Source organism: Kitasatospora sp. NPDC042419 (assembly GCF_056437345.1).
The window spans coordinates 189,507-213,942 of the sequence record NZ_JBWKAW010000016.1 but is presented as its reverse complement, the minus strand read 5'-3'; the positions used below and the strand labels follow the sequence as shown (position 1 = coordinate 213,942).

The 24,436-nt window shown below is 74.7% G+C and carries 22 protein-coding genes; 12 read left to right on the top strand and 10 right to left on the bottom strand.

The features are described 5' to 3' along the window. Positions 1 to 77: 77 nt before the first annotated feature. The 3 genes from AC067J_RS27270 to tdh form a co-directional block, all read right to left on the bottom strand. Positions 78 to 989, bottom strand: a complete 912-nt coding sequence (locus tag AC067J_RS27270; protein ID WP_478303473.1) for a LysR family transcriptional regulator — start codon at positions 987 to 989, stop codon at positions 78 to 80. Positions 990 to 1,289: 300 nt separating this feature from the next. Next, positions 1,290 to 2,483 (bottom strand): glycine C-acetyltransferase, encoded by a 1,194-nt coding sequence (locus AC067J_RS27265; RefSeq protein WP_478303472.1) that lies wholly within the window; start codon positions 2,481 to 2,483, stop codon positions 1,290 to 1,292. 60 nt (positions 2,484 to 2,543) lie between these two features. Further along, positions 2,544 to 3,572: an L-threonine 3-dehydrogenase gene (gene tdh, locus AC067J_RS27260; protein WP_478303470.1), complete on the bottom strand. Its 1,029-nt coding sequence runs from the start codon at positions 3,570 to 3,572 to the stop codon at positions 2,544 to 2,546. Between the two features lie 547 nt (positions 3,573 to 4,119). On the opposite strand from tdh, the gene AC067J_RS27255 reads away from it, so the two are divergent. Continuing rightward, positions 4,120 to 5,574, top strand: coding sequence for a serine hydrolase domain-containing protein (locus AC067J_RS27255; RefSeq protein WP_478303469.1), 1,455 nt, complete (start codon positions 4,120 to 4,122; stop codon positions 5,572 to 5,574). Positions 5,575 to 5,713: 139 nt separating this feature from the next. Here the strand turns inward: AC067J_RS27255 and AC067J_RS27250 are convergent, their stop codons facing one another. After that, on the bottom strand, positions 5,714 to 6,775 hold the full coding sequence (locus tag AC067J_RS27250; protein WP_478303467.1) for an ATP-dependent DNA ligase: 1,062 nt from the start codon (positions 6,773 to 6,775) through the stop codon (positions 5,714 to 5,716). Positions 6,776 to 6,927: 152 nt separating this feature from the next. Here AC067J_RS27250 and ligD point away from each other — a divergent pair, with 152 nt between their 5' ends. From ligD to AC067J_RS27235, 3 genes are all read left to right on the top strand, one after another. Further along, positions 6,928 to 7,941, top strand: a complete 1,014-nt coding sequence (gene ligD / locus AC067J_RS27245) for a non-homologous end-joining DNA ligase (RefSeq protein ID WP_478303465.1) — start codon at positions 6,928 to 6,930, stop codon at positions 7,939 to 7,941. A gap of 134 nt (positions 7,942 to 8,075) precedes the next feature. Beyond that, positions 8,076 to 8,735, top strand: a complete 660-nt coding sequence (locus AC067J_RS27240) for an N-acetyltransferase family protein (RefSeq protein WP_478303463.1) — start codon at positions 8,076 to 8,078, stop codon at positions 8,733 to 8,735. After that, positions 8,732 to 9,595, top strand: coding sequence for an aminoglycoside phosphotransferase family protein (locus AC067J_RS27235; protein ID WP_478303461.1), 864 nt, complete (start codon positions 8,732 to 8,734; stop codon positions 9,593 to 9,595). Before AC067J_RS27240 ends, AC067J_RS27235 begins: the two co-directional genes overlap by 4 nt. 141 nt (positions 9,596 to 9,736) lie before the next feature. On the opposite strand, the gene AC067J_RS27230 is transcribed toward AC067J_RS27235, so the two are convergent. After that, positions 9,737 to 10,399 carry a hypothetical protein gene (locus tag AC067J_RS27230; protein WP_478303459.1) on the bottom strand — a complete coding sequence of 221 codons (663 nt, stop codon included), beginning with the start codon at positions 10,397 to 10,399 and terminating at the stop codon, positions 9,737 to 9,739. A gap of 238 nt (positions 10,400 to 10,637) precedes the next feature. On the opposite strand from AC067J_RS27230, the gene AC067J_RS27225 reads away from it, so the two are divergent. Continuing rightward, positions 10,638 to 11,369, top strand: coding sequence for an alpha/beta fold hydrolase (locus AC067J_RS27225; RefSeq protein ID WP_478303457.1), 732 nt, complete (start codon positions 10,638 to 10,640; stop codon positions 11,367 to 11,369). A 62-nt stretch (positions 11,370 to 11,431) separates the two neighbouring features. On the opposite strand, the gene AC067J_RS27220 is transcribed toward AC067J_RS27225, so the two are convergent. From AC067J_RS27220 to AC067J_RS27210, 3 genes are all read right to left on the bottom strand, one after another. Next, entirely contained in the window at positions 11,432 to 11,968 is a 537-nt protein-coding gene (locus AC067J_RS27220; protein WP_478303455.1) for a hypothetical protein, read from the bottom strand. Between the two features lie 142 nt (positions 11,969 to 12,110). Continuing rightward, on the bottom strand, positions 12,111 to 12,662 hold the full coding sequence (locus tag AC067J_RS27215) for a hypothetical protein (RefSeq protein ID WP_478303453.1): 552 nt from the start codon (positions 12,660 to 12,662) through the stop codon (positions 12,111 to 12,113). 395 nt (positions 12,663 to 13,057) lie between these two features. Further along, a complete protein-coding gene (locus tag AC067J_RS27210; protein WP_478303451.1) occupies positions 13,058 to 14,260 on the bottom strand; it encodes an 8-amino-7-oxononanoate synthase in 1,203 nt (400 codons plus the stop codon). A 419-nt stretch (positions 14,261 to 14,679) separates the two neighbouring features. Between AC067J_RS27210 and AC067J_RS27205 the strand changes: the two genes are divergently transcribed. Together AC067J_RS27205 and AC067J_RS27200 are read left to right on the top strand one after the other, a co-directional pair. After that, positions 14,680 to 14,844, top strand: coding sequence for a hypothetical protein (locus AC067J_RS27205; protein ID WP_478303449.1), 165 nt, complete (start codon positions 14,680 to 14,682; stop codon positions 14,842 to 14,844). Between the two features lie 94 nt (positions 14,845 to 14,938). Continuing rightward, positions 14,939 to 17,431 carry a DEAD/DEAH box helicase gene (locus tag AC067J_RS27200; protein ID WP_478303508.1) on the top strand — a complete coding sequence of 831 codons (2,493 nt, stop codon included), beginning with the start codon at positions 14,939 to 14,941 and terminating at the stop codon, positions 17,429 to 17,431. Between the two features lie 130 nt (positions 17,432 to 17,561). On the opposite strand, the gene AC067J_RS27195 is transcribed toward AC067J_RS27200, so the two are convergent. Continuing rightward, a complete protein-coding gene (locus tag AC067J_RS27195) occupies positions 17,562 to 18,293 on the bottom strand; it encodes a hypothetical protein (RefSeq protein WP_478303447.1) in 732 nt (243 codons plus the stop codon). Positions 18,294 to 18,620: 327 nt separating this feature from the next. Here AC067J_RS27195 and bioB point away from each other — a divergent pair, with 327 nt between their 5' ends. From bioB to AC067J_RS27170, 5 genes are all read left to right on the top strand, one after another. After that, positions 18,621 to 19,973, top strand: a complete 1,353-nt coding sequence (gene bioB, locus AC067J_RS27190; RefSeq protein ID WP_478303445.1) for a biotin synthase BioB — start codon at positions 18,621 to 18,623, stop codon at positions 19,971 to 19,973. A 39-nt stretch (positions 19,974 to 20,012) separates the two neighbouring features. Then, a complete protein-coding gene (locus tag AC067J_RS27185) occupies positions 20,013 to 21,317 on the top strand; it encodes an adenosylmethionine--8-amino-7-oxononanoate transaminase (protein WP_478303444.1) in 1,305 nt (434 codons plus the stop codon). Then, on the top strand, positions 21,314 to 22,051 hold the full coding sequence (bioD, locus tag AC067J_RS27180; RefSeq protein WP_478303443.1) for a dethiobiotin synthase: 738 nt from the start codon (positions 21,314 to 21,316) through the stop codon (positions 22,049 to 22,051). The genes AC067J_RS27185 and bioD overlap by 4 nt, the downstream gene beginning before the upstream one ends. A 182-nt stretch (positions 22,052 to 22,233) precedes the next feature. After that, entirely contained in the window at positions 22,234 to 22,677 is a 444-nt protein-coding gene (locus tag AC067J_RS27175) for a hypothetical protein (protein ID WP_478303442.1), read from the top strand. 124 nt (positions 22,678 to 22,801) lie between these two features. Beyond that, positions 22,802 to 23,416 carry a hypothetical protein gene (locus AC067J_RS27170; RefSeq protein ID WP_478303441.1) on the top strand — a complete coding sequence of 205 codons (615 nt, stop codon included), beginning with the start codon at positions 22,802 to 22,804 and terminating at the stop codon, positions 23,414 to 23,416. Between the two features lie 64 nt (positions 23,417 to 23,480). Here AC067J_RS27170 and AC067J_RS27165 read toward each other — a convergent pair whose 3' ends face one another. Beyond that, on the bottom strand, positions 23,481 to 24,419 hold the full coding sequence (locus AC067J_RS27165) for an aldo/keto reductase (RefSeq protein WP_478303440.1): 939 nt from the start codon (positions 24,417 to 24,419) through the stop codon (positions 23,481 to 23,483). Positions 24,420 to 24,436: the final 17 nt, after the last annotated feature.

Genomic DNA, 24,436 nt, shown 5'->3' with positions numbered 1-24,436 from the left:
GCGGATGCGAGGCCCGCCGACCCCCGTCGCGGATGCGACACCCGCCCACCCTCGTCGCGGGTGCGACGCCCCGGAGTTCAGCCGGCGGTCGACGCCGCCTCGGCGAGGGCCTCCAGCACCGGCCGGATCAGCGGGTGGCCGTCCGCGCCGGCCCGGACGGCGGCGAACACCCGCCGGGTCGCGAGCGCGCTGTCCACCGGCCGCACCGACACCTGCCCGAGGTCCACCCCGAGCAGCGCCGAGCGCGGCACCAGCGCGACACCCGCGCCGGCCGAGGCGAGCGCGACGACGGCGCGGAAGTCGTCGGAGGAGTGCACCAGGCGGGGCTGGAAGCCCGCGTACTCGCAGGCCAGCAGCACCACGTCGTGGCACGGGTTGCCGGGGTAGGGGCCGATCCACGGCTCGGCGGCGAGGTCGGCCACCGCGATCGGGCCGTCCCCGGCCGCCAGGGGGTGGGCGAGCGGCAGGACCGCCTCGAACGGCTCCGCGTACAGCGGGACGCGGGTGAGCCGGGCGTCGTCGGCGCGCGGCGCGCCCCGGTACTCGACGGCCACCGCGAGGTCGGCGCGCCCGTCCAGGACCATCGGCAGGCTGGCGTCCCCCTCGGCGTCCAGCACCTTGAGCCGGACGCCGGGGGCGCGGGTGGCCAGGGTGCCGATGGCGGGCGCGAGGACCAGGGAGATCCCGGTGGCGAAGGACGCGACGGTGACCTCGCCGGAGACGCCCGCGCTGTAGGCGGCGAGGTCCGCCTCGGCGCGTTCGAGCTGGGCGAGCACGGCGTCGGCGTGCCCGAGCAGGATCTCACCGGCCGCCGTGAGCCGGACCCCGCGGCCCTCCCGCGCGAGCAGGTGGTGCCCGGTCTCCTGCTCCAGCGCGGCCAGCTGCTGCGACACGGCGGACGGGGTGAGGTAGAGGGCGGCCGCGGCGGCGGTCACGGTCCGGTGGTCCGCCACCGCCCGCAGGGTCCGCAGCCGTCTTGCGTCGATCACAGGCCAATTCTGCCAGCGCCGGAGCACCCGGACGGGCGGGGGTGAGCGCCCGGTCCCGCGGAGCCCCGGAAACCGCGAACGGGAGTGGGACGTCGGACGGGCCGACGTCCCACTCCCGGGCGGGAGGGTGGGGCAGGTGGTCTGGGTGCCGTGCGACGGGGGCGGGCCGGTCCGGCCTCCGCCGCACGGCGGCTCTCGGAGCCCGTGGCGCGTCCGGTTCCGAGCGGACGCGCCACGGGCGATCAGGGGGAACCGTCCCGAACGGGGACGGCTCCGCGGGGTGCTGCCCCGCCGCCGGGGCTACTCCCCCAGCGCGGCGCGCGCGTCGATGAAGGCGGCGACGGCGCGCTCGACGTCCTCGGTGGAGTGCGCGGCCGAGAGCTGCACCCGGATCCGGGCCTGGCCGTGCGGCACGACCGGGTACGAGAAGCCGATCACGTACACGCCGCGCTCCAGCAGCAGCTCGGCGAGCCGGCCGGCCTTGGCCGCGTCGCCGATCATCACCGGGGCGATCGGGTGGTCGCCGGGCAGGATCTCGAAGCCCGCCTCGGTCATCTTCGACCGGAACAGCGCGGTGTTGGCCACCAGCCGCTCCCGCAGGTCCGTCGACTGCTCGACCAGGTCGAGCACCTTCAGCGAGGCCGCGGCGATCACCGGGGCGAGCGAGTTCGAGAACAGGTACGGCCGCGAGCGCTGGCGCAGCAGGGCGACGATCTCGCGGCGCGCGGCGACGTAGCCGCCCGACGCGCCGCCGAGCGCCTTGCCGAGGGTGCCGGTGATGATGTCGACGCGGTCCATCACGCCGTGCAGCTCGGGGGTGCCGCGGCCGCCCGGGCCGACGAAGCCGACCGCGTGCGAGTCGTCGACCATGACCATCGCGTCGTAGCGGTCGGCCAGGTCGCAGATCTCGCGCAGCGGGGCGACGTAGCCGTCCATCGAGAAGACGCCGTCGGTGACGATGAGGCGGCGGCGGGCGCCCTGGGCCTCCTTGAGCTGCTGCTCCAGGTCGGCCAGGTCGCGGTTGGCGTAGCGGTGGCGGCGGGCCTTGCAGAGGCGGATGCCGTCGATGATGCTCGCGTGGTTGAGGGCGTCCGAGATGACCGCGTCGCGCTCGTCGAGCAGGGTCTCGAACACGCCGCCGTTGGCGTCGAAGCAGGAGGAGTAGAGGATGGTGTCCTCCTGGCCGAGGAACGCGGAGAGGCGCTCCTCCAACTCCTTGTGGACGTCCTGGGTGCCGCAGATGAAGCGGACGGACGCCATGCCGTAGCCCCAGCGGTCCAGCGCGTCCTTCGCGGCGGCGAGCACCTCGGGGTGGTCGGCGAGGCCGAGGTAGTTGTTGGCGCAGAAGTTGAGCACCTCGCCGGGGGCTCCGCCACCGGTGACGGTGACGGCGGCGCTCTGCGGGGTGCCGATCACCCGCTCGGGCTTGAAGAGGCCCGCCTCGCGGATCTCGTCGAGGGTGGCGGCCAGGTCGGCGCGCACGTTGTCGATCACAGCGGACTCCTACACGAGTGAGCGAGGGCGGAAGGGGGCTCGGACGGTCGCGTCCGGCACTCAGACGGTCCAGTCGAGGATGATCTTGCCGCAGCGGCCGCCGGCCGCCTCGTCGAACGCGGCCTCGAAGTCGGCGGCGGGGTAGCGGCCGGTGATCACGGGGCTGAGGTCAAGCCCGCCCTCCAGCAGGACGGACATCGCGTACCAGGTCTCGAACATCTCGCGGCCGTAGATGCCCTTGAGGGTGATCATCGAGGTGACGACGGAGGCCCAGTCGACCGGGAACTCCTCGGCCGGCAGGCCGAGCATGGCGATCTTCCCGCCGTGCGTCATGTTGGCGATCATCGACTGGAGCGCCTCGGGGCGGCCGGACATCTCCAGGCCGACGTCGAAGCCCTCGCGCAGGCCCAGCTTCTGCTGGCCCTCCTCGATGGTGTGCTCGGCGACGTTGAGGGCCAGCGAGACGCCGACCTTGCGGGCGAGGTCGAGCCGGTAGGGCGAGACGTCCGTGATCATCACGTTGCGGGCGCCGGCGTGCTTGGCGACGGCGGCGGCCATGATGCCGATCGGGCCGGCACCGGTGATCAGCACGTCCTCGCCGACCAGCGGGAAGGAGAGCGCGGTGTGCACGGCGTTGCCGAACGGGTCGAAGATCGCGGCGACGTCGAGGTCGACGGGCACGCGGTGCACCCAGACGTTGGAGGCGGGCAGCGCCACGTACTCGGCGAAGGCGCCGTCGCGGCCGACGCCCAGGCCGACGGTGTTGCGGCAGAGGTGGCGGCGGCCGGCCAGGCAGTTGCGGCACTTGCCGCAGACCAGGTGGCCCTCGCCGCTGACCAGGTCGCCGACGGCGATGTCCGCGACGCCCGCGCCGATCTCGGCGACCTCGCCGACGAACTCGTGGCCGAGCACCAGCGGCGTCCTGATGGTCTGCTGCGCCCAGCCGTCCCACTTGCGGATGTGCAGGTCGGTGCCGCAGATGCCGGTGCGCAGCACCTTGATGAGCACCTCACCGGGGCCGATCGCCGGGGTGGGGACGTCCATCAGCCAGAGTCCGGGCTCGGCCTTCTGCTTGACGAGTGCCTTCACGGCGGTGGCTCCTGACGCACGGTGGGTGGCGGCCCGGTGTGGGCAGGCCGACGGGACCCGGCGGGGGGGTGGCGGTTCCTCGCAGGTCCTTGATCGGTCCTGGCGGTTCCAGGAGGGTTCCTGGCGTCCGCTGTTCCGGGCAGGCAGAAATCTGCCTGGTGAGAGGGGGTGCGGTCCATCTAGGAATTCTTAAGGGCCGCCACAGCTGGGCTAAACGATCGTGCCCGAGCGGGGGTCGGCGGCCCTCGCGGCATGCCGGGAGCCACTCGTACGGCGGAGCGCGCGGAGTGCGTTCGCGGGGTCGCGGGGTGCGTTCGCGGGGTCGCGGGGTGCGTTCGCGGGGTCGCGGGGTGCGTTCGCGGGGCCGTGGGGTGTGGCGGCCCGCGAGCGGGGTTGGGGCGGGTGGCTGAGGCTTGGGTCCGTTCGGGCCAGCGGGGCGGCGGTCGGCGCGCGGGGCCGGTGCGGCGCGCATACGGTGGCGATCGCTCCCCCGTGGGCCCGTGGAGCGCTGCTCCGGGTCCGTCCGGACCAGAGAGGCGCCTCGAAGATGACGACGAATTCCGTGACGAGTCTCCACCGTCCGCGCCCCGCCGCGCCCCGCCGGCGCGGGCGGGCGGTCCCGGCGGCGCTGGCGCTGGCCGGGCTGCTGGCCGCGGCCGGCTGCTCGGGCGGGGCGGCCTCCGATCCGCCGGCCGCGGGGGCGGTGACGGCCGTCCCGGCGGCGCTGAGCCCGTCGGCGACGGCCTCCTCGGCCTCCTCCCCCGCGTCGACGGCGTCGCCGACGGCGGGCGGGACGGTGGTGCCGCTGACGCCGGACGTCACGGCGCGGATCGATGCGGCCGTGCAGCGGGTGCTGCGGGAGGCCTCGGTACCCGGTGTGATCGTCAGCCTGTCGTCGCCGAGTGGCAACTACCTGAAGGCCTTCGGCGTCTCCGACAAGGTCGCGGGCACACCGATGGTGACCGGTCTCAACATGCGGATCGGCAGCGAGACGAAGACCTTCACCGTCACCGGCCTGCTGCGGCTGGTCGACCAGGGCAAGGTGGGGCTGGACGACCCGATCGGCAAGTACGTGGCGGGTGTGCCGAACGGCGACAAGATCACCCTGCGCCAGCTCGCGGCCATGCAGAGCGGGCTCTTCTCGTACACGCAGGACGAGGACTTCGTCCAGGCCCTGGAGGCCGACCCGGACCGGGTGTTCACGCCCCAGCAACTGCTCTCGTACTCCTTCGACCACCCGGTGAACTTCCCGCCCGGCGCCAAGTTCGAGTACTCCAACACCAACACGGTGCTGCTGGGCCTGGTGATCGAGAAGGTGAGCGGGCAGGCGCTCGGGCCGTTCCTGAAGCAGCAGGTGTTCGACCCCGCGGGGCTGGGGCGGACGGTGTTCCCGGTCGGCAGCGAGTTCCCGCAGCCGCACGCACGCGGCTACACCAACCAGACGCCGAACGGGGCGATCGCGGACTCCACCGACTGGGACCCGTCCTGGGCCTGGGCGGCGGGCGCCATCATCTCGGACCAGGCGGACCTGCAGAAGTGGGCGAAGGTGGTGGCCACCGGCACGCTGCTGACCCCGCAGACGCAGGCGCAGCGGTTGGCACCGCAGCCCTCGGCGGTGCCGGACACCTGGTACGGGCTCGGGATCTTCTACGACCACGGGTGGATCGGGCACAACGGTTCGCTGCCGGGCTACCAGAGCGTGGTGGTCTACCTGCCGTCGGCACAGGCCTCGTTGGTGGTGCTGCTGAACACGGACGTGTCGTTCCAGGGTGAGGAGCCGTCGACGCTGTTCGCGCAGGCGGTCACGGAGATCGTCTCGCCGGGGAACGTCTACACGCTCCCGGCGGCGCCAGCCGGGTCGGGTTCGTCCTCGCCCCCGGCTTCCCCGTCGCCGACGTCCTCCTCCTCGGCCTCGTCGCCGTCCTCCTCGCCTTCGTCGGCGTCCCCGTCGAGGTCCGCCTCGCCGTCCTCGAAGTCCCCCGCGTCCAACGCGGACGCCTGACGGGCGCCGCCGCGGGCTGCGCCGGCGGCCCAGGCGGGAAGCGGCCCCGCACGGAGGCCCCCGAACCCGGCTCCGACGTCGGAGCCGGGTTCGGGGGCTTCTGGGCGGGGCCGCCGAGGTGCGTGCCGGATCCGCTCGGTCAGGTCCCGAGGACCTGTGCGAGGTCGTAGGAGACCGGCTCCTCCAGCTGCTCGTAGGTGCAGCTCCCCGGCGCGCGGTCGGGGCGCCAGCGGCGGAACTGGGCGGTGTGCCGGAACCGGGTGCCCTCCATGTGGTCGTAGGCGACCTCGGCGACGCGTTCGGGGCGCAGCGGCACCCAGGAGAGGTCCTTGCCGCCGGTCCAGCGGCTCTGTGCGCCGGGGAGCCGGGCGTCGGCGTGGGCGGCCTCGTCGGCCCAGGCGCCCCAGGGGTGGCCGGTGGTGTCGGTCATCCGCAGCGGGGCGAGTTCCTCGACGAGTTCGCGGCGGCGGGCCATCGGGAAGGCGGCGCAGACGCCGACGTGCTGAAGGCGGCCGTCGGCGTCGTGGAGGCCGAGCAGGAGCGAGCCGACGATCGGGCCGCTCTTGTGCTCGCGGTAGCCGGCGACGACGCAGTCGGCGGTGCGCTCGTGCTTGATCTTGAACATGGCGCGGTCGCCGGGCCGGTAGGGCTGGTCGAGGGGTTTGGCGACGACGCCGTCGAGGCCGGCGCCCTCGTACCGGGCGAACCAGGTGTCGGCGAGGTCGCGGTCGGTGGAGGCCGGGGCGGTGAAGACCGGGTCGGTGGCGTGGGCGAGGGCCGCTTCCAGGGCGGGGCGGCGGACGGCGAGGGGCTCGTCGAGGAAGGAGCGGTCGCCGAGGGCGAGCAGGTCGAAGGCGACGAAGGAGGCGGGGGTGCGTTCGGCGAGGAGTCGGACGCGGCTGGCGGCGGGGTGGATGCGTTCGAGGAGTTCCTCGAAGCGGAGCCGGCCGTCGCGGGCGATGACGACCTCTCCGTCGAGGACGCAGCGCGGGGGTGTCTCGCGGCGCAGCGCCTCGACGAGTTCGGGGAAGTAGCGGGTGAGGGGTTTGCCGGTGCGGCTGCCGAGTTCGACCTCGTCGCCGTCGCGGAAGACGATGGTGCGGAAGCCGTCCCACTTGGCCTCGTACTGCATTCCGGGCGGGATCTTCGCGACCGACTTGGCGAGCATCGGCGCGACCGGCGGCATGACGGGCAGGTCCATGGTCCCGATCCTCGCGCCGAAGGCCCGGCGCCGCACGGTGGGCGGGGGCGCGGGCGTGGGCCGGGAGGCCGGGAGGCCGGGAGGGCCGGAGTGGTCGGCGGGCCTCGGGCCTCGGGGCGCGCGGCGCGCGGGGCGCGCTTAGCGTGAGAGGCATGGGCTCTGCCGTGGAACTGGATGTCGCCGGGCGCAGCGTCCGGCTCTCGAACCCGGACAAGGTGTACTTCCCCGAGCGCGGCTTCACCAAGCTGGACGTCGCCGAGTACTACCTGGCGGTCGCGGACGGGGTGCTGCGCGGGCTGCGGGACCGGCCGACGACGTTGCAGCGGTTCCCGGACGGGGTGGAGGGCGAGTTCTTCTACCAGAAGCGGGCGCCGAAGGGCCTGCCGGAATGGCTGCCGACGGCCCGGATCGCCTTCCCGAGCGGGCGGTCGGCGGACGAGATCTGCCCGACGGAGCCGGCCGCCGTGCTGTGGGCGGCCAATCTGGGGTGCCTGACCTTCCACCCGTGGCCGGTGCGGAGGGCGGACACCGAACACGTGGACGAGTTGCGGATCGACCTGGACCCGCAGCCGGGGACGGACTTCCGGGACGCCGCGCGGGTGGCGCACGAGCTGCGGGCGGTGCTGGAGGAGCACGGCCTGCGCGGCTGGCCGAAGACCTCGGGCGGGCGCGGGCTGCACGTGTACGTGCCGCTGGTCCCGGAGTGGACGTTCACGGACGGGCGGCACGCGGTGATCGCGCTGGGCCGGGAGCTGGAGCGGCGGCTGCCGGGCCGGGTGACGACGGCGTGGTGGAAGGAGGAGCGCGGCGAGCGGATCTTCGTCGACTACAACCAGATGGCGCGGGACCGCACGATCGCGTCCGCGTACTCGCTGCGGGCGCGGCCCCGGGCGACGGCGTCGACGCCGCTGCGCTGGGAGGAGGTGGACGAGGTGCTGCCGGAGGACTTCGACCTGCGGACGGTGCCCGGCCGGTTCGCCGAACTCGGGGACCTCCAGGCGGGGATGGACGGGGAGGCGTTCCGATTGGAGGGGCTGCTGGAGCTGTACGAGCGGCAGGTGACGGACCACGGGATGGGCGAGCTGCCGTATCCGCCGGACCATCCGAAGGCGGCCGGGGAGCCGACCCGGGTCCAGCCGAGCCGGGCGCGGAGGAAGGACGCCTGACGTGGTCACGTAGGCTTTCGCCCCACGAAGATCATCCACCGGGCGCGGGCTCGGGTACGGACACGGGTGCGGGTACGGCGCGGGTCCGGATACGGACGCGCGCACGGGTACGGGTACGGACGGGGCGAAGGGGCGTGGACGGGGTGGGCGTGCGGGGGCTGCGGGAGATCCTGGCGGACGCGGCGGGCGGACTGTTCCCGCCGTCGGACGGGTCGGTGACGGTGCTGCCGCAGCCGTCGCGCCGGGACGCGGGGGTGCTGTCGTTCTCGGCGCACGCGGTGGTGTTCACGGACGAGGACCCGGCATGGGTGCACGAGGTGCTGGCCGCCGTGCCGAGCGATCCGCTGGCCGCACCGCTGTGCCCGCCGTTCCTGACCGCGTTCGCCGAGCGGACCGGCCGGGAGGTCGGCAACATCGACCTGCTGACGGTGGCCGGCCGGCTGCCGGGCGAGCCGCCGCTGGCGCTGGAGCCGGTCGCCGACCGGGAGCACCCCCGCGTGGTGCGCGCCCTGCGCTACCGGGAGGACGTGCGGGTCTTCGAGGCCGACGGCGGGGTGCTGGTGCTCGGGCGCGGTGTGGCCGGGCGCTGGGAGTGCTCGATCGAGGTGGCGCCGGACGCGCGCGGGCGCGGTGTGGGCCGGGCGCTCGCGGCCTCGGCCCGGCACCTGGTGCCGGACGGCGAGTGGCTCTGGTCGCAGCAGGCGCCGGGCAACGCGACCAGCGTCCGGGCGTTCCAGGCGGCCGGCTACCGGCCGGTCGGCGCGGAGGTGCTGCTGGTGGTGGGGCGGCCGTGAGCGGGCTCGCGGTGGTGCCGGAGGAGGTGCGGGCCCGGCTGGTGGTCCGGTTCGGGCCGGGCGCCGACGCGTGGTGCGCGGACCTGCCGTCGTTGGTCGCCGACCTGGCGGGGCGCTGGGGCCTGACGGTGCTGGCGGCCGGCGGGGGCGGCACGGCGCGGGTGTTCCGCTGCGCACGGGCGGCGGACGGCGCCACCGTGTGGCTGAAGCTGACGCCGGACCCGGAGGTGGCGGCCCAGGAGGCGGCGGCGTTGCGGGCCTGGTCGGGTTCGGCCCCGGTGGTGCCGCTGCTCGACCACGACGCGCAGGCCTGCGCACTGCTGCTCGCGGACGTCGCGCCCGGCACGACGCTGCGTGAGCGCGGCTGGCGCCCGTCCGAGGTCGCGGAGATGCTGGCCGGCCTGCGGTCGGCACCGGTCGACGGGGTGGCGCTGCCGCCGCTGGCCGAGCGGGTGGAGTTCCTCGTCGGCCTGACGGAGCGGCGCGCGCCCGGGCTGGTCCCGGCGGCCGTGTGGGAGCCGGCCCGCGAGCTGGCGGCGAGCGGCCCCCGGACGCTGGTGCACGGGGACCTGCACCCCGCCAACGTGCTGCTCGGGCCGTCCGGGCCGGTCGCGATCGACCCGCGCCCGTGTCTGGGCGACCCCGACTTCGACCTGGTCGACTGGGCGCTGGACGGCGTCACCGACACCACCGCCCTCGCGTCGCGGATCGACGAGCTGGCCGCCCTGGTGCCCGGCGCCGACCCCGGACGGGTGCTGGCCTGGTGCCGCGCGGCGGCCGTGCTGATCGCCGCCCCGCGGGTGGCGGCCGGGCGGCGCGACGCGGAGACGGCGTTCCTGCGGGAGCTGGCCGGGATCTGACGGCGCGCCAGGCGGCGTAGCAGGCGGCGCAGCGGACGGCGCAGCGGACGGCGGCGGCGTCGGGTGCAGCGGACGGCGGCGGCGGTGCAGCGGACGGCGGCGGCGGGCAGCGCGGGTCGGGCTGCCCTCACCTCCTGCACCTCACCCGGCGGGCGGCCCGCCCGAGGTACCGGCCCGTCCCTCCGCCGCCCCGCCGGGCGCGACCGACCGCCGCCGCGCCGGACGCGGACCGGCGGGCCCGTACGACACCGCCAACACCGTCGCCCGGCGACGGCCGGCGCGCGGGCCCTGCCCGGTGGACTCCAGGTCACGCCTCAGCTCGTCCAGCATCGTGGAGCCGGGGCTGAAGTCGTACGACTCCAGCCCGGGCAGGTCGAGGTCCCGCCGCAGGGACGCCACCGCGAGGTCCCGCCACATGTAGAGGTCGTCCGGTCGGCGGCCGCCGACCTCCTCCCACTGCCGGCAGCGCGAGCGCAGTCCGAGGACGGCTCCCCGCGCGGTGGCCGTCGCGCACATCCCGCCCTGCGCGTAGAACCAGCCGTTCAGCTCCAGCGCCACCTCTCCGGCGAGCTCGGGCGTGACCCGGGTGCCCGAACCGTGCGACAGCCTCCCGAGGATGCGGAAGACCTCCGGGTAGGACTCCAGGCGGGCCCGGTGGAGTTCGATCGCCCAGCCCGACTTCAGGTCCGTGAGCCATCGCGCCCGCTCCCGGCGCTGCTGCGCCAGGGTCAGCGCGGCGCCGACGCCCGCCACGGCCAGTGCCACGAGCCCCGACACCAGCGCGGTCACGATCTGTTCGCTCATGGCAGCCCCTCCCCTCCTCCGGCTCCGGCCGACGGGGCCGAGTATGCCCACCGTTGGCGCGCCGAACCCCGGTGCCCCGCCGCCCGGTTGAGCGGCCGGACAGCTCTCCGAACCCCTGGCCGTACGAGCCCGCAGCGGCCGATGGGGCCAACGGGGCCGATGGGGTCAACGGGGCCGGGGAGGGCCGAGGGGTCTGCGGGTAGAGTTCGATCAAGGGAGCGCCGGCCGGGGAGGAACCATGCGGACAGACGACGTGCCACCGATCGTGCTGGTGCACGGGACGCGGTTCAGTGCGGCCCAGTGGGCTGCGCAACTCGCGGTACTGGAGCAGGACTTCCCGGTGACCGCGGTCGACCTGCCGGGCCACGGCGCCCGCTCGGCGCAGCCGTGGAGCCTCGACGCTGCGGCGGAGGTCATCGCCGAAGCGGTGGACGAGCTCGGCCGCGGGCCGGCCGTGGTCGTCGGGCACTCCCTGGGCGGGTACGCCTCGCTGGAGTTCGCGCGGCGCAGCCCCGAACGCCTCCGCGGGCTGGTGCTCGCGGGGGCCAGTGCCCCGACGTACGGCCCCTGGGCGGTGCCGTACCGCTGGGTCGCCGGGCTGGTCCCCCGCGTGCCGGCGGAGCGGCTGACCCGGTGGAACGACCGGATGCTGCGCCGGCTGTACCCTCCGCACGTCGTCGGGCCCACCATCCGCAGCGGCTATGCCTTCCACACCCTGCCCGCTGCCTGGGGCGAGGTGCTGGGCCGTTTCGACGCGGGCTCGATGCGTCACGTGACGGCGCCCGTGCTGATCCTCAACGGTGAGCGGGACCTCGTCTTCCGGTCCGGCGAGCGGGAGTTCGCCCGTGCACACCCGCAGGCCCGCATCGAACTGATCCCACGGGCGCGGCACCTCGCGAACTTCGACGACCCCGAGGCGTTCACCGGCGCCGTCCGCCGCTTCGCCGAGGGCCTCCCGGCCCAGGTCTGAGCCGGGCGCGGCAGCCCGGTCCGGGCTGCCGGCCCACGGTGTGGAACGTCCCGGTTGCGGCGCTACCGGGCGGCGAGTGCGCCGACGAAGGTCGCGAACGCGCCGACCAGCAGCACGGCGGCGGCGATCCCGAGGGCGACCCGGCGCCGTTGGGAGCGGTCCCGCGGGCGCAGCAGCAGGTGGACGGCGACGAACCCCGCGACCGGGAAGGCCGCCAGGGCCAGCAGCAGGATGCTCAGCCAGTAGAGCACCCCGGCGGTGCCCGCGAGCCGGCACGCGCCGTCGCTCGTGCAGGAGACCGGGACGCGTTCGTGTGTGGCGATCTTCCAGTCGGTCCAGGCGTGCTCGTTCGCCTGTCCGCCGCCGTCGGGGAAGAAGGTGCCCCGGCAGTCGCCGGTCGTGCCCTGGACCGGCCGGGCGGGGTCGGTGCGCAGGCACCGGTCGGCGACCAGTGCGCCGCGTGTGCCGGCGAGCCCGGTGGCGTAGGCCAGGCCGTCTCCCGCCCGGGCGACGCCCCAGCCGCCGAGGCCCAGCAGCACCAGCACCGCGACGGCCGGCACCAGCACCTTGCCGAGTGCGCGCCGAATATCCGGATCCATCTCCGCCCCCTGCCCGTTCGGCCTGACCGTTCGGCCTGACTGCTCGGCCTGCCCGTCGGCCTGTCCGTTCGGCCCGGCGAGCCGAGTCTCGCCGCCCCTCGGCTGGGACGCCGCCGCCGGCCCTCCGGTTTCGGTCCGGCTGTCAGGCGCTGCCCCGGCCGTTCATCATGGCGAGCACGGAGGCCAGCCCGAGCATCGACCCGACGGTGGCGCCCGTGGGCGTGAGGAGGCGGCCGGCGAGTGGGTCGCTGACGACACAGACGAGCAGGAAGCCGCCGGCCGGAACCGCTGCCAGCCCGGCCACCAGCATCGCCAGCCAGGACACCGTCGCCTTGAACCCGCTCTCGTGGCACACGCCCCCTCCGCAGCGCACCGGTATGACGCCGACGTCGACCGAGGTTCCCCTGTCGAGTGCGTAGCGGTTCGTGGGCTCGCCTCCCGCCGGGGTGAAGGTTCCGTCGCAGCCTCCGGGCGGCAGCGCGGCCCGCTGGTCGGCGGACAGCTCGGCCGGGCAGCGGTCGATGGCGTACCGGCCCGGGACTCCGCTGCTCCCCGCCGAGTAGCCGAGGTGCGGGACGGCGACGGAGACCGCCAGCCAGGTGAGCGAGAACAGGCCCAGGGCGACGGCGATCAGCGCGGCTCTGCCGAGGAGCCACCCGACCAGGGCCCGCCCCCGTCGCGGGGCGGGCGGCACGGCGGGCGGCACCGCGTCGGCGACGGCGCCGGGGCCGGGCTCGGACTCGGAGTCGGACTCGGAGTCGGGCTCCGAGTCGGAAACCTCGTCGGCGACGGGGGGCGGTACCCGAGCCGTCGCCGTCCTGGGCCCGGGCCTGGTCCTGGGCCGCCGTCGGCGGCGGCGGTCCGTAGGCGGTCCCACCGTCACCGCCGGCCGCGCCGCCGGTGCTCCCCCGAGTCGTGTCCGCGTCCACCGCTCCCCCGTCCCTGGTCACCCGCGGACGCCGCGCGGCGCCGGACCGTCCGGTACCCGTGCCGTCCCGGATCCAGGACGCCGTACGACCGGGAGCGGTTGCGTGCACAGCGGGCGCCGGACCGGCCCCGGGCGTGCGGGCGTGCGGACGTGCGGGCGGGTCAGACGGCGAGCGCGCCGACCGGGGCGAGCGAGGCGATGATCGCGACCGCGTCGGCGATCTGCCCGTCCGTCAGGTCCCCTCGGGCGGTGAGGCGCAGGCGCGAGACACCGTCCGGGACGGACGGCGGGCGGAAGCAGCCCACCGCGAGCCCGGCGCGGCGGCAGTCGGCGGCCCAGGCGACGGCGGCCTCGGGGCCGGGGGCCCGGACGGAGACCACCGCGGCGTCGGGCGTGGAGGCGTGCAGCCCGGCGGCGGTGAGCCGGTCGGCGAGGGTGCGGGCGACCTCGCGGGCGCGGTCGGCGCGGTGCGGTTCGGCGCGCAGCAGGCGCAGGGCGCCGAGCGCGGCCCCGGCGGCGGCCGGGGCGAGGCCGGTGTCGAAGATGAAGGTGCGGGCGGTCTCGGTGAGGTGGCGGATCACCCGGCGGGGGCCGAGGACGGCGCCGCCCTGGGAGCCGAGCGACTTGGAGAGGGTCACGGTGGCGACCACGTCCGGTGCTCCGGCGAGGCCGGCGGCGGCGAGCGCGCCGGCGCCGCCGGGGCCGAGGACACCGAGCCCGTGGGCGTCGTCGACCAGCAGGGCGGCGCCGAACGACCGTGCCGCGTCGGCGAGTTCGGGCAGTCGGGCGGCGTTGCCGTCGACCGAGAAGACGGAGTCGGTGACCACCAGGGCCCGCCGCCGGGTGCGTTCGGCGAGGGCGGTGGCGACGGCGGCGGGGTCGCTGTGCGGGGCGCGGTGGACGTCGGCCCGGGCGAGCCGGCAGCCGTCGATCAGCGAGGCGTGGTTGTACGCGTCGGAGACGATCAGGGTGTCCGGGTCGGTGAGCGCGGTGAGCGCCGCCAGGTTGGCGGTGTAGCCGGAGGAGAACACCAGGGCCGCCTCGACGCCGCAGAACTCGGCCAGCTCGCCCTCCAGTTCGGTGTGCAGGGCGGTGGTCCCGGTGACCAGGCGGGAGCCGGTGGCGCCACCGCCCCAGCGCAGCGCGGCGTCGGCGGCGGCCCGGGTGACGGCGGGGTGGCGGGTGAGTCCGAGGTAGTCGTTGCCGGCGAGGTCGAGCACCGGGTCCTCGGCGGGCCGGCTGCGCAGCGTCCGGGTGAGCCCGGCCCGGGCGCGCTGCTCGGCCGTCTCGTCGAGCCAGTCGAAGACGGCGGCGGGGGCGACGGCGGGCGGGGCGGCCGCCTCGGGCGCGGTGCGGTGGACCATGGTCGGCACTCTGGCACGCCCCGCGCGCACCGGGCAATGTGCGCCTGCGCACACACCCGGCCGTCCGTTCGTTCCCCGTTCACCGCGATCACGCGAGGAGAATCCGTGGCTCTTAGACAGCTCCGGGAATCTCTCCGAAGCGGCGAAAGAAGCAGTTCCCGGACCTCGCGGCCGCTGCCGCGGGGAAACCGGGCACCGGTCACCGTGCCGCCCCCGCGGGCGGTGGCGGGCCGGCCGTCAAGGCCGACCCCGGAATGATCCGGCAGGCCGGAACCGACGCCGGCGGTTCCGGTTCGAGGAGTTCGAGGAAGCTCGACTTCGGAGGCGGGACGGCCGCGTGGCCGCGTTCCGGTCCCCGTCCGATCGTCTTCGTCCGCTGCGACAGCGGTCGCCGGGGCGGGACCGAGGACGTCCACCGGGTGATCTCCGTCCTCGGTGACAGCGGCCTCTCCGACCTGGTCCGCCGGAAGCGCGCGCGGATCTTCGTCGAGGTGGCCTTCCGGACCGCCCGGGAGGCCGTCCGCCAGGAGGGCTGCCCCGACGTGCGCCTCCCCGAGCACCCGCCCGCCGTGCCCGAGGGGTGAGCCGGGGGTGTCCGCCTCGCGCTCGCCGCGGGCCCGGGCTTTGCCGGGGGCGGCGGCGAGCAGGCAAGATAGCCGGGTGACCCTCCTTGATCTGATGCCGAAGCCCGCCACGCCCGACGCGCTGTACGAGACGTTCGCCGCCTGGGCGGAGGAGCGCGGGATCTCGCTGTACCCGGCGCAGGAGGAGGCGCTGATCGAGCTGGTGTCGGGGAACAACGTGATCCTGGCGACGCCGACCGGCTCGGGCAAGAGCCTGGTGGCCGCGGGCGCGCACTTCGCGGCGCTGGCGGAGGGGCAGCGGACGTTCTACACCGCGCCGATCAAGGCGCTGGTGTCGGAGAAGTTCTTCGACCTGTGCAAGATGTTCGGCACCGAGCAGGTCGGCATGATGACGGGCGACGCGTCGGTGAACCCGACCGCGCCGATCATCTGCTGCACGGCGGAGGTCCTGGCGCAGATCGCGCTGCGCGACGGCCAGCGGGCCGACATCGGCCAGGTGGTCATGGACGAGTTCCACTTCTACGCGGAGCCGGACCGCGGCTGGGCGTGGCAGATCCCGCTCCTGGAGCTGCCGCAGGCGCAGTTCCTGCTGATGTCGGCGACGCTCGGCGACGTGCGCCGGTTCGAGGAGGACCTGACCCGCCGGACCGGCCGCCCGACCACCGTGGTCCGCAACGCGACCCGGCCGGTGCCGCTGTTCTACGAGTACCGGCGCACCACCATGCACGACACGCTGGAGGAGCTGCTGCAGACCGGCCAGGCGCCGGTCTACGTCGTGCACTTCACGCAGAAGGAGGCGGTGGAGCGGGCTCAGTCGCTGATGAGCATCAACATGTGCTCGAAGGCGGAGAAGGACGCCATCGCCGCGCTGATCGGCAACTTCCGCTTCACCACCAAGTTCGGCCGCAACCTGTCCCGCTTCGTGCGGCACGGCATCGGCGTGCACCACGCCGGCATGCTGCCGAAGTACCGTCGGCTGGTCGAACGCCTCGCCCAGGCGGGCCTGTTGAAGGTGATCTGCGGGACGGACACGCTGGGCGTGGGCGTCAACGTGCCGATCCGCACCGTGCTGTTCACGGCGATGTCCAAGTACGACGGCCAGCGGGTGCGGATGCTGCGGGCGCGCGAGTTCCACCAGATCGCCGGGCGCGCCGGCCGGGCCGGGTTCGACACCGTGGGCCAGGTGGTGGCGCAGGCCCCGGAGCACGTCATCGAGAACGAGAAGGCCGTCGCCAAGGCGGGCGACGACCCGAAGAAGAAGCGCAAGATCGTCCGCAAGAAGGCGCCGGAGGGCTTCGTCGGCTGGTCCGAGGAGACCTTCGAGAAGCTGATCGCCGCCGACCCGGAGCCGCTGGTCTCCCGGTTCAAGGTGAGCCACGCGATGCTGCTCTCGGTGATCGGCCGGCCGGGCAACGCCTTCGAGGCGATGCGCAAGCTGCTCACCGACAACCACGAGGACCGTGCCGCCCAGCGCCGGCACATCCGCACCGCGATCGCCATCTACCGTTCGCTGCTGGAGGGCGGCGTGGTGGAGCGGCTGCCGGAGCCGGACCCGGAGGGCCGGATCGTCCGGCTCACCCTGGACCTCCAGGAGAACTTCGCGCTCAACCAGCCGCTCTCGACGTTCGCGCTGGCCTCCTTCGAGCTGCTCGACCCGACCTCGCCCTCGTACTCGATGGACGTGGTGTCGGTGGTCGAGGCGACGCTCGACGACCCGCGCCAGATCCTCGCCGCGCAGCAGAACAAGGCACGCGGGGAGGCCGTCGGCGAGATGAAGCGCGACGGCATCGAGTACGAGGAGCGGATGGAGCGGCTCCAGGAGATCACGTACCCGAAGCCGCTGGAGGAGCTGCTCACCCACGCCTACGAGGTGTACCAGCGGGCGCACCCGTGGATCGGCGACCACCGGCTCCAGCCGAAGTCGGTGGTCCGCGACCTGTACGAGCGGGCGATGACCTTCTCGGACTACGTCGGCTTCTACGAGCTGGCCCGGACCGAGGGCATCGTGCTGCGGTACCTGGCGGGCGCGTACAAGGCGCTGGAGCAGACCGTCCCCGAGGACGCGAAGACCGACGACCTGAAGGACGTCATCGCCTGGCTGGGCGAGCTGGTCCGCCAGGTCGACTCCAGCCTGCTGGACGAGTGGGAGCAGCTCGCCAACCCGACCGATCCGCAGTCGGCCGAGGTGGTGCTGGACGAGAAGCCGGCGCCGGTGACGGCCAACGCACGGGCGTTCCGGGTGCTGGTGCGCAACGAGATGTTCCGCCGCGTGGAGCTGTGCGCGCTGGAGCACTACGACGCCCTGGCCGAGCTGGACGGCGAGTACGGCTGGGACGCGGACCGCTGGGCGGACGCCATGGACGGGTACTGGGAGGAGTACGACGACCTGGGCACCGGTCCGGACGCGCGCGGTCCGAAGATGCTGCTGATCGAGGAGGAGGACTCCTCCTGGAAGGTCCGGCAGATCTTCGACGACCCGGAGGGCGACCACGACTGGGGCATCAGCGCCGAGGTCGACCTGTACGGGTCGGACGAGGAGGGCCGGGCCGTCCTGCGGGTCACCGCGGTGGACCGGCTGGGCGGCTGACGGACGGTCAGGGGTCGCCCGGGCCGCCCGAGGCGCTTCCGGGCGGGCGGCGGCAGCGATGACGACGACCTGACGATACGTCACGACGGGGCGGGCGGAAGGGATTCCACCCGCCCCGTCGTGCGGGGTGCTACATCCAGACGAAGGGCGCGCCGGCCGTGTACGAGAGCGCCCGGGTGGCCTCGTCGAGCATCTGCTCGACGCCGGCGGGGGCGGCGGACGGGACCGGGAGCGGGGTGGTGACGGGGCCGGAGGGGCTCGGCGAGCCGGCGTGGGCGTCGGCCGGCCGCGAACTGGTGACCGTCACGTAGTGGCCGACCAGTTCGACCCTCGGCTCGCCGCCGGGCTTGGCCGTGCCGGCGGCCTGGGCGGGCGCGGCGGAGGCGTCGGGGAGGATGAAGGCCACCGAGCCGGGCTTGGCGCGCAGCGCGTCCGCGGCCTTGGCGGCGGCGGGGGCGTCGGCGAAGCGGAGCAGGGTGACACTGCTGAGCACCGGCTTCTCCTGGCCGGCGAAGCTGACGGCGAGGTAGCCGCGGCAGCCGCCCTCGCGCAGCAGGTCCAGGGTCCGGTCCTGGAGCACCTCGGTGCAGTTGTCGCCGCGGCGGGCGCCGGAGCGCTTGCCCTTGTAGCCGCCCGCCTCGATCAACCGCTGGGCGGGGAAGTAGGCGTCGACGTCCAGGACCTCGGGGTCGGCGACGGCGCGGGGGGCGTCGCCGACGACCGGTGGCGTCTTGGTCGCGTCCCTGGTGGACGGACCGAGCCCGGGTATGAAGTCGCCGGGCATCGGGCGGCTGATGACCCACCCTCCGGCCGCGACCACGCCGATCACCACGACCCAGCCGACGGCCCGGCGGGCGGTCACTCTCCTGGCCCGGTACGCCCCGGCGGGCCGTTCCGACGTGTGGCCTGCCGGCCGTTCTGCCGACCGATCTGCCGGTCGCTCCGCGGGTGACGGGGTGTGCTCCCCCTGCGTGGTCATGGCGCCGATTGTATGCAGGTCACGCGTGGTGGAGATCACTGGGGCGGGCTCCGGAGGCCGTCGTCCGCCGCGGCGGGCCGCCTCCGCACCCGACGTGACCTGCACCACTACCGTGAGCTTCGACACTGTGACAACTCGCACATCCTCCCCGGGATCTTCTGGTGGGTTTCCTCTGGCGTCTCTCAAGGGCCAGGAGGCAGGATCAGGCCCATGGATCTGCTCGATACCCTCACCGCCAAGGGCCTGCGTGGGGAGACCCCCACCCGCGAGGAGGCGCTGGCCGTCCTCGCCACCACCGACGACGAGCTGCTGGACGTGGTCGCCGCCGCCGGACGGGTGCGCCGGCGGTGGTTCGGCCGCCGGGTCAAGCTCAACTACCTGGTGAACCTGAAGAGCGGGCTCTGCCCGGAGGACTGCTCGTACTGCTCGCAGCGACTGGGCTCCAAGGCCGGGATCCTCAAGTACACGTGGCTGAAGCCGGACCAGGCCGCCGAGGCCGCGAAGGCCGGCGTGGCCGGCGGCGCCAAGCGCGTCTGCCTGGTGGCGAGCGGGCGCGGCCCGACGGACCGTGACATCGACCGGATCACCGACACCATCACGGCCATCAAGGAGGCCGACCCGGCGGTCGAGGTGTGCGCCTGCCTGGGCCTGCTGTCCGACAACCAGGCCGAGCGGCTGAAGGCGGCCGGCGCCGACGCCTACAACCACAACCTCAACACCTCCGAGAGCACGTACGGCGAGATCACCACCACCCACACCTACGCCGACCGGGTCGACACCGTGCAGAAGGCGCACGGCGCGGGCCTGTCCGCCTGCTCCGGCCTGATCGCCGGCATGGGCGAGAGCGACGAGGACCTGGTGGACGTGGTCTTCGCGCTGCGCGAGCTGGGCTCGGACTCGGTGCCGGTGAACTTCCTGATCCCGTTCGAGGGCACCCCGCTGGCCAAGGAGTGGAACCTCACCCCGCAGCGCTGCCTGCGCATCCTGGCGATGGTCCGGTTCGTCAACCCGGACACCGAGGTGCGGATCGCCGGCGGCCGCGAGGTGCACCTGCGCAGCATGCAGCCGCTGGGCCTGCACGTCGCCAACTCCATCTTCCTCGGCGACTACCTGACCAGTGAGGGCCAGGCCGGGCAGGCCGACCTCGACATGATCCGGGACGCCGGCTTCGAGGTGGAGGGCATGGGCGAGAGCACCCTGCCGCGGCACCGGGCGGACGTCGTCGCGGGCGGCGGGTGCGGGACGGGCGCCGCCACCGGTGGCGGCTGCGGTTCGGGCGCCGCCCCGGCGGACGCCGCGGACGCCGCGGGCGCTCCGGCGGCCGGCGGGTGCGGGACGGGCGGCGGCTGCGGCCCGTGCGGCGGGCACGCCGGTCACGGCGGGTCGCTCGTCGCGGAGCCGGCGGCGGAGCCGGTCACGGCGGTCGATGCGGCGGAGGCGGCCGAGGCGGCCGAGGCGGCCGAGGCCGTCGAGGTGGCCGCGGGCATCGGCGACGAGGCGCGCACCGACCTCGTCCGGGTCCGCCGTCGCGGCGCCGGCACCGAGCTCGCGCCCAACGCCTGACCACCACGGCACCGAACGGAACGGTACGGAAGCAGACCGATGACCCAGCTGTCCACGGACACCCTCCTCGCGCTCGACCGGGCACACGTCTGGCACCCCTACGGGCCGATGCCCGGCACCGCCACCCCGTACGTGGTGGAGTCCGCGTCCGGCGTCCGGCTCACGCTGGCCGCGCCGGTCGCGGGCGGGCACCGCGAGCTGGTCGACGGCATGTCGTCCTGGTGGGCGGCGATCCACGGGTACGGGCACCCGGTGCTGGACGAGGCGGTGCGCGACCAGCTGGGCCGGATGAGCCACGTCATGTTCGGCGGGCTCACCCACGAGCCCGCCGTCCGGCTGGCCGCCACCCTGGTGGAGATCACCCCGGAGCCGCTGCAGCACGTCTTCCTCGCCGACTCGGGGTCGGTGGCCGTCGAGGTCGCGATGAAGATGTGCCTGCAGTACTGGCAGTCCGTCGGACGGCCGGAGAAGCGCCGGCTGCTCACCTGGCGCGGCGGCTACCACGGCGACACCTTCCACCCGATGTCCGTCTGCGACCCGCAGGGCGGCATGCACCACCTGTGGGGCGGCGTGCTGCCCGGCCAGCTCTTCGCGGCGCAGCCGCCGGCCGGCTTCGACGCCCCGCTCGACGCCGAATACGTGAACGCCTTCGACGAGTTGATGGAGCGTCACGCGGACGAGCTGGCGGCGGTGATCGTCGAACCGGTGGTGCAGGGCGCCGGCGGGATGCAGTTCCACTCCCCCGCCTACCTGCGGATGCTGCGCGAACTCTGCGACCGGCACGGGGTGCTGCTGGTCTTCGACGAGATCGCCACCGGGTTCGGCCGCAGCGGCGCGCTGTTCGCGGCCGACCACGCGGGCGTCTCGCCGGACGTGATGTGCCTGGGCAAGTCGCTGACCGGCGGCTACCTCACCATGGCGGCGACGCTCTGCACGGCCGGGATCGCCGACGGCATCAGCCGGGGCGAGATGCCGGTGCTGGCCCACGGCCCGACGTTCATGGGCAACCCGCTGGCCGCGGCCGTCGCCAACGCCTCGATCGACCTGCTGCTCGGACAGGACTGGCAGACGGAGGTCAAGCGGATCGGGACCGGGCTGCGGGACGGCCTGGCGGACGCCGCCGGGCTGCCGGGCGTGCGGGACGTGCGGGTGCTCGGCGCGATCGGCGTCGTGCAGCTGGACCATCCGGTGGACATGGCGGCGGCAACAGAGGCGGCCGCGCGCGAGGGCGTCTGGCTGCGCCCGTTCCGGGACCTCATCTACACCATGCCGCCGTACGTGACCGGTGACGAGGACGTGGCGCGGATCGCCGCGGCCGTGACGGCGGCGGCGGTGGCGGGATGAGCGCCCGGATCCTGTTCGTGACCGGGACCGGCACCGAGGTCGGCAAGACGGTGGTCACCGCCGCCGTCGCCGCGGCCGCGCTGCGGGCGGGGCTGCGGGTCGCGATGCTGAAACCCGGACAGACCGGTGTCGCGCCGGGTGAGCCGGGGGACGCCGAGGAGGTCGCCCGGCTGGCCGGCGGTCCGCTGACGCTCCGTGAACTCGCCCGGTTCCCCGAGCCGTTGGCGCCGGACACGGCGGCGCGGCGGGCCGGGTTGCCGTACCTGGCGGCGGAGGACGTCGCGAAGGCGGTGGCCGATCTGGCCGACGGTCACGACCTGGTGCTCGTCGAGGGCGCCGGCGGCCTGCTGGTCCGCTACGACGAGCAGGGCCGGACGCTGGCCGACCAGGCGCAGGCCGTGCGCGGCCTCGGGCTGCCGGCCGAGGTGCTGCTGGTGGCCACCCCCGGTCTCGGCACGCTCAACACCACCACGCTCACGGCGGAGGCGCTCGCCGCGCGCGAACTGCCGCTGACCGGCGTGGTGGTCGGCGCCTGGCCCGACTCCCCCGGCCTCGCCGACCGCTGCAACCTGGCCGACCTGCCGCGCGCCGCCGGCGCCCCGCTGCTCGGCGCGCTGCCCGAACGGGCCGCCGTCGCCGGGGACTTCCCCGCCGTCGCCGTCTCCGGGCTGGCCTCCGAGCTGTACGGCCGGTGGGACGCGGCCGGGTTCACCACGGAGCACGGGGCCGGCTGAGCACCGGGCCTGCGCGAGGGCGGCCCCGCGCCCGGGGCCGCCCGCCCACGTCCGGCCGCCCTCGCGGCGCCGGTCACCGGCGCGGGCCCGCCGGGGCACGAACGCGGCGGTTTTCGCTCGAACGGGTGAGATCCGGGCACCACCCGGTCCACGGCGCGGTAGGCCTGAATACCGTTCTCCGCATGACGGATGGCCTGATGGTGGACGAGGCCCTGCGGGCCCTCGCCGCGCTCGAAGCGGCGTGGAAGGACGACGACGAGGCACTGGCCGCGCTGGCCGCCCGGAGCCCGGCCGAGCAGCCGCTCCCCGCGCTGGTCGCGGCGTACGGCGAGCACGCCGTGGACACGCTGATGGCGCTGGCGTTCGGACTGCGGTCGAGCATGACGGACGAGGAGCTGGCGGAGCTGACCGACGCGGTCAGCTCCAACATCGGCGCCCGGATGAGCGCCCTGCTCACGCAGACCCTGCGGGCCTGGGGCGAGACGGCCGGCGACGACCTCGACGTGGTCAAGGCGATCGCCCACGCGGTGATCGACGCGATGCGGGCGGTCACCGAGGAGCCGAGCAAGACGGACGTGCTGCCCCTGCTCGCCACGTTCCGGACGTACGCGCTCAGCAATCCCTGACACGTCACCGGATCTCGTCGCGGACTGCGGGGGTCGGCGGGGCCGGGCTGCGGGGGCCGGGCTGCGGGGGCCGGGCTGCCCGGCCCTGGCGGGCCGTGCGGATACCACCTGCTTGAATGACCGTATGCACGATCTCCTGCTCCGCATGCCCGGCATCACCGCCGTCCGCGACCGCTGCCGGGCCCTCGCCATGCTCGACGCCGTCCTCAGCCCCGACTGGGAGGACAGGTACTACTCCTTCGACGCCCAGTGGGGCGAGGGCGAGGAGATGGCCTCGATGCGGGACGGCTGCGGCGACGACTGGTTCATGGTCTTCTCGCCGGCGGGCGCGTACGCCCGCGGCTTCGCCCACGAGTCGCCGAACGCGCCCCACCTGCTGACCGAGGTGCCCGAGGTCTTCCGGTCCCTCGTGGAGGAGCCCGCCTTCGCCGGACACGACGGCTCGCCGATGGCGACGGTCTGCTTCTGGCGGCAGACCGGGGACGCCCACTGGCGGGCGCCGGTCGCCCCCGCGACGGGCGGCGCGGAGCTGTTCGGGCTGCTGGCCGACGGCAGCGCGGGCGCGTACCGGGACTGGGCGGAGGAGTACTACGAGCCCGAGCACGAGCCGAGCCTCGCGGCCGTCGAGCACGTCCTCGCGCTCCGTCCGCTGACCGCCGCCGTGGTGTCCGCCCTCAACCCGGACACCGACCTCGACGAACTCGCCGACGACATCGCGGGAATCGGCTACCCGGTCTGAGCACCCCCGAGGGGCGGCCGGACCGCGCAGCGGTGGTCCGGCCGCCCCTCGGGGCTCGCCGTGGCTACAGCGCGGCCTCGTCCAGACGGCGGCGCTGCTCGTCGGAGAGGGTCAGGTCGAGGGCGCCGAGCGCCTCGTCGAGCTGGGCGGTCCTGCTCACCCCGACCATCGGCAGGATCCCCGCCTCGTGGTCGAGCAGCCAGCTCAGCGCCACCTGGTTGACGGTGGCGCCGGTCTGCTCGGCGACCTCGCGCAGGGCGGCGAGCCGCTTGGGCGTGCCCGGGTGGTCGTAGGCCGCGCCGATCTCGACGTCGTCGCGGGTGAGGCCGCCGGAGAGCAGCGGGCTGTAGACCCAGAGCCGGAGGTCGCCCTCGGAGCGGACGTAGTCGAGGAGTTCGGACGTCACGTGGACGTGCGCCGAGGAGAGCAGCGGCACGTCGAACCGCGGCTGGAGGTAGGAGTAGCGGTACTGGAGGTGGCTGTAGCGCGGCCCCTCCCCGGCCAGCGCCCGCGCCCGCTCGACCCGCCAGACGGCGTGGTTGCTGGCGCCGACGGCGCCCGCCTTGCCGGACGTCACGAGGTCGGCGAACGCCTCCACGGTCTCGGCCAGCGGGACGGACCGGTCCTCGATGTGGCTCCAGTACACGTCCACGTGGTCGGTCCCGAGGCGGCGCAGGCTGTCCTCGACGGCGGCCCGGACGGTCTTCCCGGAGAGTCCCTCGGCGCTCTCCAGCCCGCCCCCCGGCACGCTGGGCCGGGCACCCACCTTGGTGCTGATGACGACCCTGTCGCGCGCGCCGCGGCTGGCCAGCCAGCGGCCGATGACCTCTTCGCTCTCGTCCCCGGTCGCGCCGTCGAGCCAGAAGGCGTAGTTGTTCGCGGTGTCGAGGACGGTCCCGCCGGCCTCGACGAAGCGGTCCAGGATCCGGAACGACGTCTCCTCGTCGACGATCGTGCCGAACCCCAACGTGCCGAGCACGAGCGTGCGCTGAGGAACTGTCATGATTGGATCCCCTCCCA

What these genes read in the sequence shown, in the direction of transcription:
- bioB (WP_478303445.1), top strand. Translation starts at nt 18,621, where the DNA reads ATGGATCTGCTCGATACCCTCACCGCCAAGGGCCTGCGTGGGGAGACC.
- AC067J_RS27225 (WP_478303457.1), top strand. Translation starts at nt 10,638, where the DNA reads ATGCGGACAGACGACGTGCCACCGATCGTGCTGGTGCACGGGACGCGG.
- ligD (WP_478303465.1), top strand. Translation starts at nt 6,928, where the DNA reads ATGGGCTCTGCCGTGGAACTGGATGTCGCCGGGCGCAGCGTCCGGCTC.
- AC067J_RS27165 (WP_478303440.1), bottom strand. Translation starts at nt 24,419, where the DNA reads ATGACAGTTCCTCAGCGCACGCTCGTGCTCGGCACGTTGGGGTTCGGC.
- AC067J_RS27170 (WP_478303441.1), top strand. Translation starts at nt 22,802, where the DNA reads ATGCACGATCTCCTGCTCCGCATGCCCGGCATCACCGCCGTCCGCGAC.
- bioD (WP_478303443.1), top strand. Translation starts at nt 21,314, where the DNA reads ATGAGCGCCCGGATCCTGTTCGTGACCGGGACCGGCACCGAGGTCGGC.
- AC067J_RS27220 (WP_478303455.1), bottom strand. Translation starts at nt 11,968, where the DNA reads ATGGATCCGGATATTCGGCGCGCACTCGGCAAGGTGCTGGTGCCGGCC.
- AC067J_RS27175 (WP_478303442.1), top strand. Translation starts at nt 22,234, where the DNA reads ATGACGGATGGCCTGATGGTGGACGAGGCCCTGCGGGCCCTCGCCGCG.
- AC067J_RS27210 (WP_478303451.1), bottom strand. Translation starts at nt 14,260, where the DNA reads ATGGTCCACCGCACCGCGCCCGAGGCGGCCGCCCCGCCCGCCGTCGCC.
- AC067J_RS27185 (WP_478303444.1), top strand. Translation starts at nt 20,013, where the DNA reads ATGACCCAGCTGTCCACGGACACCCTCCTCGCGCTCGACCGGGCACAC.
- AC067J_RS27230 (WP_478303459.1), bottom strand. Translation starts at nt 10,399, where the DNA reads ATGAGCGAACAGATCGTGACCGCGCTGGTGTCGGGGCTCGTGGCACTG.
- AC067J_RS27255 (WP_478303469.1), top strand. Translation starts at nt 4,120, where the DNA reads ATGACGACGAATTCCGTGACGAGTCTCCACCGTCCGCGCCCCGCCGCG.
- AC067J_RS27200 (WP_478303508.1), top strand. Translation starts at nt 14,939, where the DNA reads ATGCCGAAGCCCGCCACGCCCGACGCGCTGTACGAGACGTTCGCCGCC.
- AC067J_RS27250 (WP_478303467.1), bottom strand. Translation starts at nt 6,775, where the DNA reads ATGGACCTGCCCGTCATGCCGCCGGTCGCGCCGATGCTCGCCAAGTCG.